We start from the raw sequence: 16,124 nt of genomic DNA on the forward strand, positions 1-16,124 counted from the left end.
GGATGAGAGTAGTAGCTTACAGCATAAAATCTTTTGAAAAAGAGCCACTGGCGATAGCCAACCACAAGAAGCATGAGATTACACTCATATCAAATTCACTGAGTTCAGGCACGGCAAGTTATGCTGAAGGCAAAGAGGCCGTGATTGTATTTACAGACGATGAGGTCAGTGCTGAAGTCATCAATAAACTGGCCGATCTGGGCGTCAAGTATATCGCTACCAGATCCAGCGTTACGCTGCACATCGATCAGGATGCTGCTGCCAGCCGCAATATTAAAATCGCAAACGTACCTGCATCGGCCCTGATGGCCATTACGGATGAAGAACTACCTCATGCTCTTGCCAGGGAAACAATACTGAACCTTGATAAATGGCAGGAAAACCGCTGTTTAGGCTCATCCTGTATTTGTTCAAGATCCTGCGACCAGGTAAAACCTAAATTTCCAGGCCATGAGTAATCCGCATCTGATCAACAGATACCACGTTCCTGCACCACGCTATACCAGCTATCCAACAGTTCCGTACTGGGACAAGCAGGGCTTTGAAGAAGAACGCTGGATTGCTGCGGTGCAAAGCGCATTTAAACACAGCAACGCCACAGATGGCATTAGCCTGTATATTCATTTACCTTTCTGCGAAAGCCTCTGTACTTACTGCGGCTGCAATACACGCATTACCAGAAATCACGGGGTAGAACTGCCTTACATTCAGGCGCTGCTTAAGGAATGGGCCATGTATCAGCAGATTTTTACAGACAAACCTGTGATCAGAGAGCTGCACCTGGGCGGTGGTACGCCTACATTTTTTACTCCTCAAAACCTGAAAATGCTGATCGAAGGCATCCTTGCACCGGCAAAGGTACATCCAGAAGCAGAGTTCAGTTTTGAAGCACATCCGGGGAACACGACAGAAGCGCACCTTCGCACCTTATATGACCTTGGTTTCAAGCGTTTAAGCCTGGGTATACAGGATTTTGATCCCAAGGTGCAGCTGGTGATCAACAGGATTCAAAGTGTGGGAGAAGTTGCTCAGGTCACTGATCTGGCGCGCCTGACGGGATACACCTCTGTGAATTATGATCTGATCTACGGCTTGCCATTACAGGATGCTGAAGGACTGGCCTCAACGATTAACGCTGTACTTGAACTTATACCAGACCGTATTGCTTTCTATAGTTACGCACATGTGCCATGGGTAAAGCCCGGACAGCGCAGATATACCGAAAAGGATCTCCCTGATGCAGCTGAAAAGCAAAAGCTCTATGAACTGGGGCGTGATATGCTGAAACAGGGTGGTTATCATGAGATTGGAATGGATCATTTTACCCTTGAACTGGATCCGCTGTATGCGGCAGAGCAGGACGGAAGCCTGCATCGCAACTTTATGGGATATACCCATCAGTACAGTGAACTGATGATTGGCCTGGGGGTATCTTCGATCAGCGACAGCTGGACGGCTTTTGCACAGAACGTAAAAAATGTTGAGGAGTATCTTGAATTGGTTACTGCCGGCCGGCTTCCCCTTTTTAAAGGACATATCCTCACGGCTGAAGATCTGGTGATCAGGAAACATATCCTGAATCTGATGTGCAAAGGCAAGACATCATGGGCACAGCCGCAGGAACAGCATTCTGCCTTTACAGAGGGCCTGGCGCGAATGAAAATTTTGGCTGAGGACGGACTGGTTGTAATGGATGGGCAGCAGCTGGAAGTTACTGTAACGGGCAAAAGATTTTTACGCAACATCTGTATGGCACTGGATGCCCGTTTATGGGCTAACCTGCCACAAACACAATTGTTCAGTATGGCCGGTTAGGATAGTCACATTTCTTTTTTTTACTGGCCCTCTCAACAAAGTAAAATAAGCCCTTAAAACAAAGCTTCCCCTTTCTGACTAAGCTATCTTTGAATATACTAAAAAATTAGCATTCATGATAGATCACGTAATCATAACAGTAAACAGTTTCGAGCGTTCAGTAGAATTTTATACCCGGGCTTTTGAGCCACTTGGAATCAAAATGAATATGGATTTTGAAGGGGAGAACGGGCATCCGGCACTTAAAGGCTTCGGTAATGGCAAAACTGTATTCTTCTGGCTCAAAGAAGGTAAGTCCAGTCCGGCCGGAGTGCATATTGGGTTGATTGCAGAAGGCCATAAGCAGGTTGATACCTTTTACGAAGCTGCAATGGAGGCGGGCGCCAAAACAATACATGCACCAAGGATTTTCACTGAATACTATCCGGGGTATTATGCTGCATGGGTAACTGATCCCGACGGGTATGAATTGGAGCTGGTACACAAAAGCTAAGCGGAACGAAATTAATTAACGGTCAGCTGCCGCTCTTTTTGCGTACTTTTAGATTTTAACGACCCATGGCTGGAAGAGAGCAAAACAGATATGCTGAGATTCTTTTATCGTGTATAGAGGAAAAATATTTTAAGGATGAGATTGCCTTGGAACACCATTCCTTTGCCAGAATCATATCTGGTGAAATGAAGGTGGTGCAAGCTGACCGCTCCTATCTCTTTGGGCCAGGTGATACGCTACTTTTCCCCGGTAACCAGTTGTCCACATTAATCAAAAATCCTAAAAATGGTCTGCCCTACAAGGCAATCGTCATTTTTTTCAGGACAGAAAGATTAAAAGAGTTTTATGCAGGCAATCCGCCTCATTTTACTCAGGTGAATAACGATCGGATAAAGACCTATGAAAAACATCCGATGCTGGAAAGTTTTTTCACTTCGCTGGTTCCTTACTTTGATTTGGAAAGCGAACTTCCCGAAAAAATTATCTCGGTAAAAATTGAGGAAGCTATCGCGATATTAAGAGCCCTTGATCCGAATATAGACAACGTACTCGCCGATTTTTCACAGGCCGAGAAGATCAATCTGGTTGAATTCATGGAACGGAACTATATGTTCAACATGAATATGGAAAAATTTGGACACCTGACAGGGCGCAGTCTCACCACCTTTAAACGTGATTTCAAAAAGGCCTTCAATACTACTCCTCAGAAATGGCTGGTCCAAAAAAGGTTGGAGCTTGCCCATCGCCAATTGTCTGATGAGGGAAGAAAGCCAATAGAGGTGTATCTTGAAACCGGCTTCGAGAACCTTTCACATTTTTCCTTTGCATTTAAAAAACATTTTGGGTATTCGCCTGCAGTACTAGGTTTTAAAGCATAGATTGTCAATGGTTTATCTGCAAACTGCAGTGACGCCGGCTGGAGCAGGACTCACATAGGGAATGTTTAATTCCAGGCCCCGGAGGATAAACCAAAGCCCCAGGCAAACCATAAAATAGGGTACAATCTTATTGATCTTCCTTCTCAGGATCTGGGTAGTAAAGCCCGCACTGATCCCTGCGATAAACATCAGGGGCAGTGTGCCCAGCCCGTACCAAAACATATAACCTGCAGCAGAACTTACGGTTCCGGTATTGAGTGCCCCGGCCATTGCGAGGTAGACAAAGCCACAGGGCAGAAAACCATTGATGATGCCAATGATCAGGTGGTTTGCCTGATGCTTAAGCGCATAGCCGAAGACTTTGTTAAAAGGTTTGATGAATATGGACTCTGGGTTGCCCACCGAAAATCTGAACAGTCTGGACGCAGCTGCGGTAAGAATCAGTAAACCGCTCAGGATACTTACGCCCTGTTGTAGACCGGCCAGCCAGATTTGTTTGCCGGCGAGGCCAATTAATATTCCCAGCAGGCAGTACGACATGATCCTGCCTGCCTGATAGCTGAGTTTATTGAAGATTAGATATCCCCAGCCGCTTTTCAGCGAAGGAACAGCAAATGCCAGCGGACCGCACATGCCTACGCAGTGTATACTGCCGAGAAGTCCGATCATAAAGGCAAGATTTTGATAACTCATCGCATTTGGATTAAATGATGCATGGCAATTGGTAGTATAATTACTTTATCCTAATTTTTGTGGAATCCTGCCGTACTACCCAGCGAAAATACTGCCGAGGCCCATCGAATGATTACAGTATGATTTCCTGTTCGTACAGATAACTTTTTTCGTTGCTGATCCACTCAATGATCAATCTCCATGAGCCTTTCTTTAGTTGGCTGGCGGGAATAATCACCTGGTTGTTCATATTACTTTCGAAAGTCACAGCTTTGTCCAGCGCCTTGTCTGATGTTCGCATCAGGCCGGCGGTTCCTTTTGCATGTTCTCTGAACCGGATAACAATCACATCCCGATTTGCCTGTACCTCTGGAGTGGCATGATCTGTTTTGGTCTGCTCTTTCCTATTGTATACTTTGTTGTAATTGATCCCTTTTTCATAATAATCCGTGTCCACCAGCGCATCTTTTTTGCTGTTGAACATGATCAGTACCATTGCTGCAATGAAGAGCATAAAGCTGGCCATGCCTAAGATGAGTTTTGTTCCCCAGTTCATAATTTAATCGTTAGGAGGTGCAATAAATGTGGTTTCAAAATGATCAACCTGTTTTCCGCCGGAGAGCAGCTTAAAGCCTATGGGTGATTTATACTGCCGGATGGATGACTGTGGCAGGATCACAAAAAATGTAATCTTTATACTCAGGCCAACAGCCAGATGATCTTCTTTCTGGATATACTGGATCTTTGCAGCCCGGTCATCCGGTACAATCTCGAATTTCAGCGGATGCGCAGTCTTGTTTACCAGTTCGGCATTGTACAGGTTGCTTACCGACTGCTCTTTGTCGCGCAGCTGATAGAGTGTTCCGCCCGCCCTGAGGATGGTAGTTTCTACATCACTTCTTTTGATCAGCAGGTAACTTAGTGTGCCCAGCAGCACGAAAAGTACCACCGCATATCCGTAGATCCTTTTGTTCAGTGTGAAAGACTTCTTTTGGAGGATCTCATCCTCAGATTTGAAACCGATCAGCCGGGCTGGCCGCCCGATTTTTTCCATTACCATATCACAGGCATCGATACAGGCAGTACAATTAACGCATTCCATCTGGGTGCCATTCCTGATATCGATGCCTGTAGGACAAACCTGAACACACAATCCGCAGTCAATACAATCGCCCTTCTGCTGTTCTTCTTCTTTAAACCTTTTCCCCCGGGGTTCCCCGCGATGGTAATCATAGGCAACAATGATGCTTTGGTTATCCAGTAGTACGCTTTGCAGACGTCCATAGGGACAAACTACGGTGCACACCAGTTCCCTCATCCGTGAAAATACCAGGTAGAAGACCACCGTAAACACACTGATGGAAATGAAACCCGATAAATGCGCTGATATGGGTTCCCTGATAATGCTCAGCAATGTAGGGCTGCCGATCAGGTAAGACAAAAAGATGTTGGCAATCAGGAAAGATATCAGCAGGTACAGGCCGTGTTTCAGGGTTTTTTTACTCAACTTTTCTGTTGTCAATGGCCCTTCATCCAGTTTTTTCCGCTGTGCCGGATTACCTTCTACCCAGCTTTCAATCCTTCGGAATACCATCTCCAGGAAAATCGTCTGAGGGCAGATCCATCCACAGAAAACCCTGCCAAAAACAACCGTAAACAGTACAATGAAGATCATGAAAGAGATCAGCGCCAGCATAAAAAGATAAAAATCCTGCGGCCAGAAGATCAGTCCAAAAAACACAAATTTGCGTTCCAGCACATTCAGCAGCACCAGCTGTTCGCCGTTGAGCCGGATGAAGGGCGCAGCGAACAGCAGGATGATAAAGAAATAACTGACGATGGCCCGGTAACGGAAAAGCCTGCCCTTAATAAGTTTAGGGTAAAGCCATTTCCTTTGCTTTCCATCGTCTGTAACCGTACTGATCTGGTCTCTGAATTGTGCCGGGCTTTGTGACATTTTATGTTTTGTTTATTCTTTGTTGCCCTGCGGTGCTTTTGGGCCGGCAGGTTTTGTTCCCTGTAAGGATAAGACGTAATTGGCGATGTCCGAAATCTGCTGGGCACTCATTGATTTCTCCCAGGCGATCATTCCTTTTTCCGGAACGCCATATTTGATGGTCTTAAATACGTCTTTTATTTTTCCGCCGTGCAGCCAGTATTCATCGGTCAGGTTTGGGCCAACCAATCCCTGGGCATGGTCGCCATGACATGGCGGGCAGCGGGTGGCAAACAAGGCCTGTCCGTTCTTCAGCACTGCTGCATCTTTACTGAGTACAATGTTGTTTTCATTTACTGCGCTGGCTGCATTTTCCGGACTGGCCAGGAAAGCAATCTTGTCATCTGCTGCCTTTTGTACCTCTGCTACATATTCTTCCTCCTGCGATTTGCCATAATGAAACACATGGTAGTTAAGCAGATAGCCGATCCCAAAGATGATTGTTCCATAAAACAAAGCCATAAACCAGGCGGGTGTAGGGTTGTTTAATTCGGAGATCCCATCAAATTGATGGTCCATCACCAGTTCAGCTTCATCTTCTATAGGTTTCAGCTGCATCAGTTTAGACCATATTGTTGGTTTATTTTTCTCCAGGGCCCTTCTGGCTTCTTCTTCCAGACGCCTTTGTTCCTTTTCTTCTGCTGTGGCAAAGGGAGTAGGGTTAATACTCTCTTTTACATAAAACCGGACAACCCTGAGCAGGAGGACAGAAACCCATAATACGATCAGTGCGGCGATCACCATCACGCTGATTACAATGTCTGCGGATGTAATACTGTCTGTCCAGCTGTGGTTAACTGCCTCTTTCATCGTCTTCGTCTTTTAATGGGAGTTCGCTCATATATTTAATTTCTTCTTTTTTCATGGTCAGCACAAATACGCCCACGAGGATAAAGAATATAAGGAAGATGGCTAACGAGCTGAGCAGATACCCCTGGTTTCCCTCAGCATTTTCTAAAAATTGCTTGAACATGTTTTGGTTGTATTGATGTTACTTTGCTTTGATATCTGTCCCGAGGCGCTGCAGGTAAGCTACAATGGCGATGATCTCCCTGTCACTTTTCACTTTGATATTGTTCTGCCTGAGGTCGTCGGCAATACTTTTTGCCTGTTTTTCCAGGGCTGCATTGGCCATCGCTTCGTAGCCGGTTTCGTAAGGCACACCCAGTGAACGCATTGCCGTGATTTTGGCCCTTGTTGTAGTTGTATCCAGTTGCTGATCGATCAGCCATTCATATGGAGGCATAATACTGCCCGGTGACATGGTCTGCGGATCAAAAAGGTGATCGTAATGCCAGGCGTTTCCGTATTTGCCGCCTTCACGCTGCAGGTCGGGCCCGGTACGTTTGGATCCCCACAGAAATGGGTGATCATACACGAATTCCCCGGCCTTGCTGTATTCACCATAGCGTTCCGTTTCCGAGCGGAAAGGGCGGATCATCTGAGAGTGACAGTTTACACAGCCTTCCCTGATATAAAGATCGCGCCCCTGCAGTTCCAGCGGACTGTAAGGCTTTACACTGGTGATGGTAGGGATATTGGATTTGATGGTAAAGGTAGGCATCATCTCCACCATCCCGCCGATCAGGATCACTACCAGTGAAAGCACCAGGAACAGCAGTGGTTTGCGTTCAAGGAAGCGGTGCCATTTTTTGTCGGTCCCCTGCGCAACGAATACCGATGGCAGAGGGCTTGCCTCAGCGGCTTCATTGGCTACGAGGCTGCCTGCGGCCATTGTTTTGATCAGGTTGTAACTCATCACGATAACGCCCGTAAGGTAAAGTGTGCCGCCCAGGGCACGCATCATATACATCGGCAGGATCTGTCTGAGGGTTTCCAGGAAATTCGGATATTTAAGTAAACCTTCCGGTGTAAATTCCTTCCACATCAGGCCTTGTGTAAATCCGGCAAAATAGAGCGGTACGGCATAAAATATAATTCCCAGCGTACCGATCCAGAAATGGAATGAAGCCAGTTTTACTGAATATAGCGTGGTATTGTAAATTCTTGGAATAATCCAGTACAGCACGGCAAAAGTTAAGAATCCGTTCCATCCCAGGGCGCCTACGTGCACGTGTGCCACTATCCAGTCGGTATAATGTGCAATAGCATTGATCTGTTTCAGGGCAAGCATTGGACCTTCAAAAGTTGCCATACCATAGCAGGTGATGCCTACCACCATAAACTTTAAGCGCGGATCTTCACGCACTTTATCCCATGCACCGCGCAGTGTAAGCAGGCCGTTGATCATCCCGCCCCAGCTTGGTGCAATTAGCATAACGGAGAACACTGTACTTAAAGATTGTACCCATGTAGGCAATGAGGTATAGAGCAGGTGATGCGGGCCGGCCCAGATATAGATGAAGATGAGCGACCAAAAGTGGAGTATACTTAGTTTATATGAATACACCGGGCGGTTGGCCATCTTTGGCAGGTAATAGTACATCATCCCCAGGTAGGGGGTAGTCAGGAAAAATGCTACGGCATTGTGCCCGTACCACCATTGTACCAGTGCGTCCTGTACGCCTGCATAAACATAATAGCTTTTAAAAAAGGATATCGGGAGCTCTACTGAATTTACGATATGCAATACAGCTACAGTAACGAAGGTGGCAATGTAGAACCAGATCGCGACATACATATGTTTTTCTCGCCTTTTAAATATTGTACCGAACATATTAATCCCAAAAACCACCCAGATCAGCGTAATACCGATGTCTATCGGCCATTCCATTTCTGCATATTCATGCGAGGTAGTCAGGCCCAGGGGAAGTGTGATGGCAGTGGCGACAATGATCAGCTGCCAGCCCCAAAAGTGTATAGCACTGAGGATATCGCTGAACATCCTGGCTTTCAGCAACCGCTGCAAAGAATAATATACCCCCATAAAGATGGCATTGCCTACAAATGCAAAGATCACTGCATTCGTATGGAGCGGCCTGATGCGCCCGAAGGTGGTGTACTGCGTACCTAAGTTCATTGCAGGCTTAAAGAGTTGCATAGCGGCCAGAAGCCCTACCGTCATCCCCACTATGCCCCATACAACGGTGGCAATAGCAAAGTTCCTGACGGTTTTGTTGTCATAGTAAAACTTTTCGGTCATGATAAAAAACGTGTGATGATTATGTGGGTAAAATTATGTCTTGCACAAGGGTTGGGGAGTGACCTCAGTTATGTTTGGATATGATCTTCATCACTTTGTTCCTTGCCGGGCTGCTTTGGCTCATCATCGAAGAGCATCCTAACGGAAGGTGTGTAGAGATCGTCATTTTGTCCCGATTTATTGGCCCAGAAAAATGCCGTCAGAAAGAGTACGGCAATCACAATACTGAGGCCGAGCAATAGATAGATAATGTTCATGATAAGTTGTTTTTGCCTGCGTAAAACCTTGCTGCGAGGGTAGTAAAAAGAATAATCGTTACTGTGCTGAGCGGCATAAGAATGGCCGCGATCAGTGGCGACAGGAGGCCCTGTACAGCAAAGAAAAGCCCGGCCATATTATACAGGATGGAGATCACAAAACTCATGCGGATGACCTTCACTGCATCTTTGGCCTGGCGGATAAACTGAGGGAGCTTCTCAAAGGCAGTGCCGTCCAGAATGCCGTCACAGCCTGGAGAGAAGTTATTGATGTCGTCTGTTACGGCTATGCCCAGGTTACTTTGGCGGAGGGCGCCGGCGTCGTTTAAACCATCGCCGAGCATCATTACCCTAGCCCCTTTATTCTGCAGGGCAAGGATGTAGTCCAGTTTGTCCTGCGGACTTTGTTTAAAATGCAGCTGCTGCATCCTGGAAAAGAAAGGCGTTAAAAGCTCCCTGTCATGGTCCTGATCTCCGGAGAGCAGGTGCAGGTCATTATCCTGGCCCAGTTTTAACGCCAGCTCTTTAAATCCCGGGCGCCATCGTTGTTCTGAAACGAAGTAACCGCAGTAATGATTGTCGGCCAGCACATGAACCACACTGCCTTTGTGGACAATGCTGATACCTAAAAATGCCGCACTGCCTATTTTTAGCTGATGCCCGTTTACAATACCGCTGATTCCCCGGCCTACCATTTCACGGTACTCGTCTACCGGATAAACTGCATCCAGGTTGAGCCATTTTACCAGCTCCCGGCTGAGCGGATGACCTGAATTCCTGGCAAGATCGCTTACCAGCTGTTTTTCTGGTGTACTGAGCGTGCCCGTAAATTGAAAGCCATTTGCTGCCGGATTGGTGATGGTACCCGTTTTGTCGAAGACGATGGTATCGATCCTGGCAAGTTCCTCAATCACGGCAGTACTTTTTAAGTAGAATTTATTTTTATCAAATACGCTCAGTACAGCTGCGAGGGTAAAAGGCGAGCTAAGTGCGAGGGCACAAGGGCAGGCGATGATCAGGACTGCCGTGAAAGAAGCCACCGCCCTGTTGATGTCAGTATTGATCCAGAACAGGCCGGCAGCAGTAGCAACCAGCAGCAGGCCAATGCTGAAATATTTGCTGACGGTATGGCTAAATGTCTGAATCGGATCTTTCTTCCCTACAAAGGTTTCATTGTTCCATAGTTTGGTGAGGTAACTTTGCGAAACGGCTTTAACTACTTCGAGCTCTATAGCACCCATGAGTTGCCGTCCTCCGGCATAGATCACCTCACCCAGCACTTTCTCTACAGGCTGAGATTCGCCCGTTACAAAACTAAAATCCAGCTTTGCCTCACCTTTGAGCAGGATTGCGTCGGCGGGTATAATCTCATTGCTGCGGATCAGGATGCGCTGGCCGGTTTTTAGTTCATTCAAGGGAACAGATTGTTCTTTACCCTCTTTTATACAGGTTACCGCCACCGGAAAATAGGAACGGTAGTCGCGCTCAAATGACAGATAGTGATAAGTACGGTGCTGCATCCATTTACCGATCAGGATAAAGAAAACCAGTGAACACAGCGTATCAATAAAGCCCGAACCGGTATGGCTTACGATCTCTGCGGCAGACCGCAGGAACATCACGGCAATTCCAAGGGCAAGCGGAAAATCCAGGTTCAGCACTCCATTCCTGAGATTTGTCCAGGCGGATATAAAATAATCCCGGGCGCTGTAAAGCATAACCGGTACTGCCAGGGCAAGGTTTATCCAGTTAAAAAACGTCTGGAAGTTTTTTTCGAAAGCGCTGAAGCCAAAATATTCGGGAAAACTGAGCATCATGACATTGGAAAAGCAGAAACCTGCAACTGCAATTTTGGTAACCAGATTGCGCTCTGAATGGTCTGACTGCTGCTTTTTTACCATATCCTGCAAACTGATCAGCGGTTCGTAACCAACAGATGTCAGCAGCTCTGCCGTGCCACGCAATGAAATCAACTGGTTTTTAAAGGTGATACTCACTTGTTTTTTCGGGAAATCAATACGTGAATTTGAAATACCGGGATTGATCTTGTAAAGGTTTTCCAGCAGCCAGATACATGAACTGCAATGGATAGCAGGGATAAAAAGGGTGATGACGGTGGTTTGGTCATCTGTATAATCAATCAGATCTGCAGCAATGCCCGGTTCATCAAGGTAGTCGAAATGCGTTTCGGTTTTCTTTTGTGTGGCACCAGGAACGGCATTGTATGTATAATAGTTTGTTAACCGGTGACTGGAAAGGATCAGGTACACACTTTTACAGCCGGCACAGCAGAATTGCTTGTCGCCTGAAGAAAATGGTGTATGTGGAAGGCTGTCGCCACAGTGATAACATTGCGTATCAACAGATAGAATTATCGTCTCTTTCATCCTGTAGTATTATCCCGCAAAAATGCTTGGTATAACGCAGGAGTAAAATGACAACAGAAACCTTAAAACATGATAGAGGTCACTATATATCTACGGTGTTTGATTAAAATTTCGTATTATTATATAATATTTATTGAATAATACTATTTTTGTTAACATGTATAAGTGTTATTTTTCTACTAAATAGCATCTTAATCCCAAGTGACCACTCTTCTATGATTACAAAAAACCGCATCAAATCCAACTGGACCGCGCTGACCGGCAGTCCTGAAACGCATACCCTTGAAGCACGAATTTTTCATGTCACCTGTATCTTTACCATCCTTCTTTTCAGCTGCAGTATTTTCTTCAATTATTTTATTGGCCTGTACAATCTGAGCATTTTACTTACTCCTTCGGTATTTGCAGCATGTGGGCTGTACTATCTGTCTAAATTTAAGTTTAAGCACAGTTTGGCCGTAATGGTATTCTGTATCCTTGGCAATATTGTATTCGTTATTTTTTTTCTGAATAACTCCGGGATCAATGGGCCCAGTCTGGTCATCTATCTCCTGTTTTTTTTCCTGGTAATGAGTATTGTACCAGCTAAACAGCGCTTTTTGTGGGTGGGGATCAATATCATTGTCGCGCTGCTGTTGATTGTTTATCAGTATAAGTTTCCTGAAAGCGTGCCCCTGAAACACAGTGATGAACTGAGAAGGTCGCTGGATTTTGCCTATGTTTATTTCTTTACCCTGCTTATCGTATATTTTATCATTACAAGTATTATTGACAGCCACAACAGGGAAAAGACCTTGGCCGAGAACCGTGCGGAGCTGCTTGAATTGTCTAACCAGTCAAAAAATAAACTGTTCTCTATCCTGGCGCATGACCTGAGATCACCATTAAATTCCATCCAGAATTTTTTGGAGATGTCCTTAGACGAGCATATCAACGAAAGCGAGAAAAAGATTATTCATTCCAGCCTGCTGCGCGAAACCAGGTATACCCGGCAGATGCTGATCAACCTGCTTTCCTGGAGCAAGACGCAAATGGATGGGGTATCGGTTAACCTGGTCAGGCTAGACCTGCAGGAAACTCTTGAATCTACAATATTGATGCAGGCAAGCCTGGCAGAAGAAAAGAATATTACGATTACCAATGAGATACCAGAGGGGATGCAGGTAATTGCAGATCATGACATGCTGGAGCTGGTGATCCGTAACCTGATCAACAATGCCATCAAGTTTACGCCATATGACGGAGAGATCAATATCTCCTCCGAAGCGCATGGTACAGAGTGCTGGATCAGTGTAAAGGATAACGGCGTTGGAATTGCTAAAACGAATGAGCAAAATATTTTTTCGCTGCAGTCGGCAAGCACTTACGGCACGAACAACGAGAAAGGGGTGGGACTGGGCCTCGTTCTATGTAAAGAATTTATATTGTTACAGCATGGTAAAATATGGCTGGAAAGTGAGCCTGATGTAGGTACCACCTTTTTTATTAGCCTGAAAATGGCGGTATAGATCTATTTGTGGATTGAATTTGAATTGAGCCGTTAATTATACACCTTTGCACCATCAAAGACAAGAATTTAAGTATGGAAGACCAAAATGAGCTGTCGCGCTTTGGAAAAGATTTTAAGGAAAGAGTTGAAAATGCGCTGAGCTGTCTCAAGGATGGTAAGGGTGTATTGGTGGTTGATGACGAAAGCAGGGAAAATGAGGGTGACCTGATCTTTCCCGCAGCTACAATGAGTGCTGAGGATATGGCCTTAATGATCAGGACCTGCAGCGGGATCGTTTGCCTTTGCCTGACACCAGACCGTGCAGACCTGCTTGAACTGCCACCAATGGTACATGTAAACACCAGTAAATATCATACTCCTTTTACTGTAACTATCGAAGCAAAAGAGGGCGTAACTACGGGGGTTTCTGCGGCCGACAGGATCCATACGATCAGGACTGCCGTTGCCGATAAAGCTAAACCCGAAGACCTTTCCAGGCCAGGGCATGTTTTTCCGTTACGTGCAAATGCTGATGGCGTTTTCGGCAGAAGGGGACATACAGAGGGCAGTATTGACCTGATGATCCTTGCTGGTTTAAAGCCTGTTGCGGTATTATGCGAGCTGACGAACGAAGACGGTACCATGGCACGTTTACCTGAGATTGCAGTTTTTGCCGAAGACCAGCGTACTACAGTTGTCTCTATTGAGGATATCTTCCAGTACAGATTATCTTTGCAGGATTAGTTCCCCAGCCTGGTGGCGGTGAAGCTTCAGATTGCGCTGGGTCATGACTGATGTATCCTGATATTGCTGACGATGATCATTGAGGCCTGATAAACAAAATTTTTAAATTACCTTCATCAGTTCTTCCATAAACAAAACGGCGGATCTTTTACGGTAAACGCCCTGCTGCCATAGAATGGAAGCCTGCCTGTACAGCTCTCTGCCTGAAATGGGAATGGCAATTAACCCATCCCAGTTGGTAATGGCTTTTTCATTGATAATCGTCACCCAGTTCCCGGCTTCTACCATGGAGAGCAGGGAGTGCACATCGTTCATCTCCAGTTTGATATTGGGAGAGACACGGTTTTTTTTGAATATTTCTGTAAGCATATCCCTGGAGTTGAATCCACTGCCCTGTAGTATAAGATCGGTTTTTGCAAGCTCTTTTAACGTGATCTTGTGAAGTTTGGCCATGGGATTATTTTTCGATACCACCATCATCACCCTTGAGGAAAACAGCGGCTGCATCTCCAGTCCGTCGCTGTCTGTCTGCTCATGAAAGGCAAGGATAATATCCAGGTCGGCCATTCTCAGCTTATTTTCCAGCTGGCCTGCTGCGCCTGATTCTACATGAACAGCAATGCCAGGATATTTTTGGGAAAAGGGAGTCAGGGCCGGAAGGATCAGTGAGCTGAAGGAGTATGTAACCCCAATGTTCAGCTGGCCATTCATCATATTGCCATATTCAAACAAAGCCTGTTTGGACTTTTTAATATCAAGGATAATTTTTTGGGCATGGATCAAAAAAATACTTCCTGCTTCAGTCAGGCGAACCTGTTTGCCAATCCTGTCGAATAAGGGCGTACCTAATTCGCCCTCCAGCTGTTTGATTTGCTGGGAGAGGGTGGATTGTGTAACAAAAGAGGCTGCCGCGGCATCAGTAAAGTGCAGCAGCTCTGCCGCTTTGATAAAATAATTAAGTTGTCTGACTTCCATAATCGATCGTTAAAACTAATCAAAATCATTAAATCTATCAATTTTATAAATAGATAGTGATTGCCGAAATTTGTTGCGTAATACAATACAACAAACCATGACTGTTTTTCGATCACTAAAATCACGTAATTTCAAGCTCTTTTTTTATGGACAATCTATATCCCTGATCGGGACATGGATGCAAAAGACGGCAGTGAGCTGGCTGGTTTATCAGATCACAGGTTCTGCCCTTTTACTTGGAGTAGTGGGTTTTGTGAGCCTGATCCCTTCGCTGGTTTTGTCTCCCTATGCGGGCAGTCTGGTAGACAGGCACGACCGTTACCGCATTATGGTGATTACACAAGTCATCTCTATGGTACAGGCGGGTGTTTTAGCCGGAATGCTTTTTCTGGGATACAACAACATCCTGATGATCATCGGCCTAAGCCTGGTGCAAGGCATTATCAATGCTTTTGATGTGACCTGCAGGCAGTCGCTCATGGTAGAGATGGTAGATGACAAGAATGACCTGCCCAATGCGATCGCCTTAAATTCTACAATGACCAATTTTGCCCGTATTGCGGGACCTGCAGTGGCTGGAATCATCCTCAGCACTTTTGGTACAGACGTATGTTTTATAGGTAACTTTTTAAGCTATATCCCTGTATTGATCTGTTTATTTATGATGAAATTACATACTCCTGTAATTGAAAAACCTGTAAAAAGCATTTGGGCCGAACTTCATGAGGGTTTTAAATATGTTTCGGGGGATAAAGAACTCAGCAGTGTGATTATGATGATTGGTATCAGCAGTCTCTTTGTGATGCCGTTTAATACACTGATGCCCATATTTGCAAAAGATCTCTTTCATGGTGACGCCAAAACATTTAGCTGGTTTGAGAGTGCTGCGGGACTGGGATCCATTGTAAGTGCCATTTACCTGGCAAATCTGAAACACAGTAACACGCTGATGAAACTGATTATGATTGCCGGCGGGATCCTTGGATTTAGCCTGATGCTGCTGTCATATTCGCCTCAGCTGCCAATTGCTTTGCTCTTTATGGTGCTGGCCGGGGTAGGAATGATGGGTCAGAGCTCAGCTATCAACACGTATATCCAGACCCACGCTGTTCCGGAAATGAGGGGCCGCGCAATCAGTTACTATATTATGGCTTACCAGGGACTGATCCCTGTGGGCAGCCTGCTGATCGGCTGGCTCGCCAATATGCTGGGACCAAGACCTGCGGTACTGATAGAAGGAATGATCGGTTTAACTGCCACTGCCTTGTTTGTATATTATAAAACAAGGGAAGTAGCGGTAAAAACGGCATAAATC

General features: G+C 45.7%; 16 protein-coding genes. 7 read left to right on the forward strand and 9 right to left on the reverse strand.

Annotated elements, in window-relative coordinates:
- Positions 1 to 2: 2 nt before the first annotated feature.
- From FN831_RS18025 to FN831_RS18040, 4 genes are all read left to right on the forward strand, one after another.
- Positions 3 to 458: a Rossmann-fold NAD(P)-binding domain-containing protein gene (locus FN831_RS18025; protein WP_142529582.1), complete on the forward strand. Its 456-nt coding sequence runs from the start codon at positions 3 to 5 to the stop codon at positions 456 to 458.
- Positions 451 to 1,815 carry an oxygen-independent coproporphyrinogen III oxidase gene (gene hemN / locus FN831_RS18030; RefSeq protein ID WP_142529583.1) on the forward strand — a complete coding sequence of 455 codons (1,365 nt, stop codon included), beginning with the start codon at positions 451 to 453 and terminating at the stop codon, positions 1,813 to 1,815. Before FN831_RS18025 ends, hemN begins: the two co-directional genes overlap by 8 nt.
- A 115-nt stretch (positions 1,816 to 1,930) precedes the next feature.
- The gene (locus FN831_RS18035; protein ID WP_142529584.1) at positions 1,931 to 2,308 is read left to right on the forward strand and encodes a VOC family protein; all 378 of its coding nucleotides are present in this window, start codon (positions 1,931 to 1,933) and stop codon (positions 2,306 to 2,308) included.
- A 65-nt stretch (positions 2,309 to 2,373) separates the two neighbouring features.
- The gene (locus FN831_RS18040; protein ID WP_142529585.1) at positions 2,374 to 3,186 is read left to right on the forward strand and encodes a helix-turn-helix domain-containing protein; all 813 of its coding nucleotides are present in this window, start codon (positions 2,374 to 2,376) and stop codon (positions 3,184 to 3,186) included.
- Positions 3,187 to 3,198: 12 nt separating this feature from the next.
- Here the strand turns inward: FN831_RS18040 and FN831_RS18045 are convergent, their stop codons facing one another.
- The 8 genes from FN831_RS18045 to FN831_RS18080 form a co-directional block, all read right to left on the reverse strand.
- Positions 3,199 to 3,879, reverse strand: a complete 681-nt coding sequence (locus tag FN831_RS18045) for a sulfite exporter TauE/SafE family protein (RefSeq protein ID WP_142529586.1) — start codon at positions 3,877 to 3,879, stop codon at positions 3,199 to 3,201.
- A 112-nt stretch (positions 3,880 to 3,991) separates the two neighbouring features.
- Positions 3,992 to 4,414: a FixH family protein gene (locus tag FN831_RS18050; RefSeq protein WP_142529587.1), complete on the reverse strand. Its 423-nt coding sequence runs from the start codon at positions 4,412 to 4,414 to the stop codon at positions 3,992 to 3,994.
- Positions 4,415 to 4,417: 3 nt separating this feature from the next.
- Positions 4,418 to 5,815, reverse strand: a complete 1,398-nt coding sequence (gene ccoG / locus FN831_RS18055; RefSeq protein ID WP_142529588.1) for a cytochrome c oxidase accessory protein CcoG — start codon at positions 5,813 to 5,815, stop codon at positions 4,418 to 4,420.
- A 12-nt stretch (positions 5,816 to 5,827) separates the two neighbouring features.
- Entirely contained in the window at positions 5,828 to 6,664 is an 837-nt protein-coding gene (locus FN831_RS18060; RefSeq protein ID WP_142529589.1) for a cbb3-type cytochrome c oxidase N-terminal domain-containing protein, read from the reverse strand.
- Positions 6,648 to 6,827 carry a hypothetical protein gene (locus FN831_RS18065; RefSeq protein WP_142529590.1) on the reverse strand — a complete coding sequence of 60 codons (180 nt, stop codon included), beginning with the start codon at positions 6,825 to 6,827 and terminating at the stop codon, positions 6,648 to 6,650. Before FN831_RS18065 ends, FN831_RS18060 begins: the two co-directional genes overlap by 17 nt.
- Before the next feature lie 18 nt (positions 6,828 to 6,845).
- Entirely contained in the window at positions 6,846 to 8,957 is a 2,112-nt protein-coding gene (ccoN, locus tag FN831_RS18070; protein ID WP_142529591.1) for a cytochrome-c oxidase, cbb3-type subunit I, read from the reverse strand.
- 68 nt (positions 8,958 to 9,025) lie between these two features.
- A complete protein-coding gene (gene ccoS, locus FN831_RS18075) occupies positions 9,026 to 9,214 on the reverse strand; it encodes a cbb3-type cytochrome oxidase assembly protein CcoS (RefSeq protein WP_142529592.1) in 189 nt (62 codons plus the stop codon).
- Positions 9,211 to 11,601 carry a heavy metal translocating P-type ATPase gene (locus FN831_RS18080; protein WP_142529593.1) on the reverse strand — a complete coding sequence of 797 codons (2,391 nt, stop codon included), beginning with the start codon at positions 11,599 to 11,601 and terminating at the stop codon, positions 9,211 to 9,213. Before FN831_RS18080 ends, ccoS begins: the two co-directional genes overlap by 4 nt.
- A 215-nt stretch (positions 11,602 to 11,816) precedes the next feature.
- Here FN831_RS18080 and FN831_RS18085 point away from each other — a divergent pair, with 215 nt between their 5' ends.
- Both FN831_RS18085 and ribB read left to right on the forward strand, forming a co-directional pair.
- A complete protein-coding gene (locus tag FN831_RS18085; RefSeq protein ID WP_142529594.1) occupies positions 11,817 to 13,109 on the forward strand; it encodes a sensor histidine kinase in 1,293 nt (430 codons plus the stop codon).
- 74 nt (positions 13,110 to 13,183) lie between these two features.
- Positions 13,184 to 13,834: a 3,4-dihydroxy-2-butanone-4-phosphate synthase gene (ribB, locus tag FN831_RS18090; protein ID WP_142529595.1), complete on the forward strand. Its 651-nt coding sequence runs from the start codon at positions 13,184 to 13,186 to the stop codon at positions 13,832 to 13,834.
- A gap of 102 nt (positions 13,835 to 13,936) precedes the next feature.
- On the opposite strand, the gene FN831_RS18095 is transcribed toward ribB, so the two are convergent.
- Positions 13,937 to 14,809, reverse strand: coding sequence for a LysR substrate-binding domain-containing protein (locus FN831_RS18095; RefSeq protein WP_142529596.1), 873 nt, complete (start codon positions 14,807 to 14,809; stop codon positions 13,937 to 13,939).
- Positions 14,810 to 14,906: 97 nt separating this feature from the next.
- On the opposite strand from FN831_RS18095, the gene FN831_RS18100 reads away from it, so the two are divergent.
- A complete protein-coding gene (locus tag FN831_RS18100) occupies positions 14,907 to 16,121 on the forward strand; it encodes an MFS transporter (RefSeq protein ID WP_142529597.1) in 1,215 nt (404 codons plus the stop codon).
- The last annotated feature ends 3 nt before the right edge of the window (positions 16,122 to 16,124 follow it).

Source organism: Pedobacter westerhofensis (assembly GCF_900182595.1).
Classification (GTDB): domain Bacteria; phylum Bacteroidota; class Bacteroidia; order Sphingobacteriales; family Sphingobacteriaceae; genus Pedobacter; species Pedobacter westerhofensis.

Excerpts from the sequence above, each read along its gene's own strand:
- FN831_RS18080 (WP_142529593.1), bottom strand. The coding sequence starts at position 11,601 with ATGAAAGAGACGATAATTCTATCTGTTGATACGCAATGTTATCACTGT.
- FN831_RS18085 (WP_142529594.1), top strand. The coding sequence starts at position 11,817 with ATGATTACAAAAAACCGCATCAAATCCAACTGGACCGCGCTGACCGGC.
- ccoN (WP_142529591.1), bottom strand. The coding sequence starts at position 8,957 with ATGACCGAAAAGTTTTACTATGACAACAAAACCGTCAGGAACTTTGCT.
- ribB (WP_142529595.1), top strand. The coding sequence starts at position 13,184 with ATGGAAGACCAAAATGAGCTGTCGCGCTTTGGAAAAGATTTTAAGGAA.
- FN831_RS18045 (WP_142529586.1), bottom strand. The coding sequence starts at position 3,879 with ATGAGTTATCAAAATCTTGCCTTTATGATCGGACTTCTCGGCAGTATA.
- FN831_RS18025 (WP_142529582.1), top strand. The coding sequence starts at position 3 with ATGAGAGTAGTAGCTTACAGCATAAAATCTTTTGAAAAAGAGCCACTG.
- hemN (WP_142529583.1), top strand. The coding sequence starts at position 451 with ATGAGTAATCCGCATCTGATCAACAGATACCACGTTCCTGCACCACGC.
- FN831_RS18095 (WP_142529596.1), bottom strand. The coding sequence starts at position 14,809 with ATGGAAGTCAGACAACTTAATTATTTTATCAAAGCGGCAGAGCTGCTG.
- FN831_RS18050 (WP_142529587.1), bottom strand. The coding sequence starts at position 4,414 with ATGAACTGGGGAACAAAACTCATCTTAGGCATGGCCAGCTTTATGCTC.
- FN831_RS18065 (WP_142529590.1), bottom strand. The coding sequence starts at position 6,827 with ATGTTCAAGCAATTTTTAGAAAATGCTGAGGGAAACCAGGGGTATCTG.
- FN831_RS18100 (WP_142529597.1), top strand. The coding sequence starts at position 14,907 with ATGACTGTTTTTCGATCACTAAAATCACGTAATTTCAAGCTCTTTTTT.
- ccoS (WP_142529592.1), bottom strand. The coding sequence starts at position 9,214 with ATGAACATTATCTATCTATTGCTCGGCCTCAGTATTGTGATTGCCGTA.
- ccoG (WP_142529588.1), bottom strand. The coding sequence starts at position 5,815 with ATGTCACAAAGCCCGGCACAATTCAGAGACCAGATCAGTACGGTTACA.
- FN831_RS18035 (WP_142529584.1), top strand. The coding sequence starts at position 1,931 with ATGATAGATCACGTAATCATAACAGTAAACAGTTTCGAGCGTTCAGTA.
- FN831_RS18040 (WP_142529585.1), top strand. The coding sequence starts at position 2,374 with ATGGCTGGAAGAGAGCAAAACAGATATGCTGAGATTCTTTTATCGTGT.
- FN831_RS18060 (WP_142529589.1), bottom strand. The coding sequence starts at position 6,664 with ATGAAAGAGGCAGTTAACCACAGCTGGACAGACAGTATTACATCCGCA.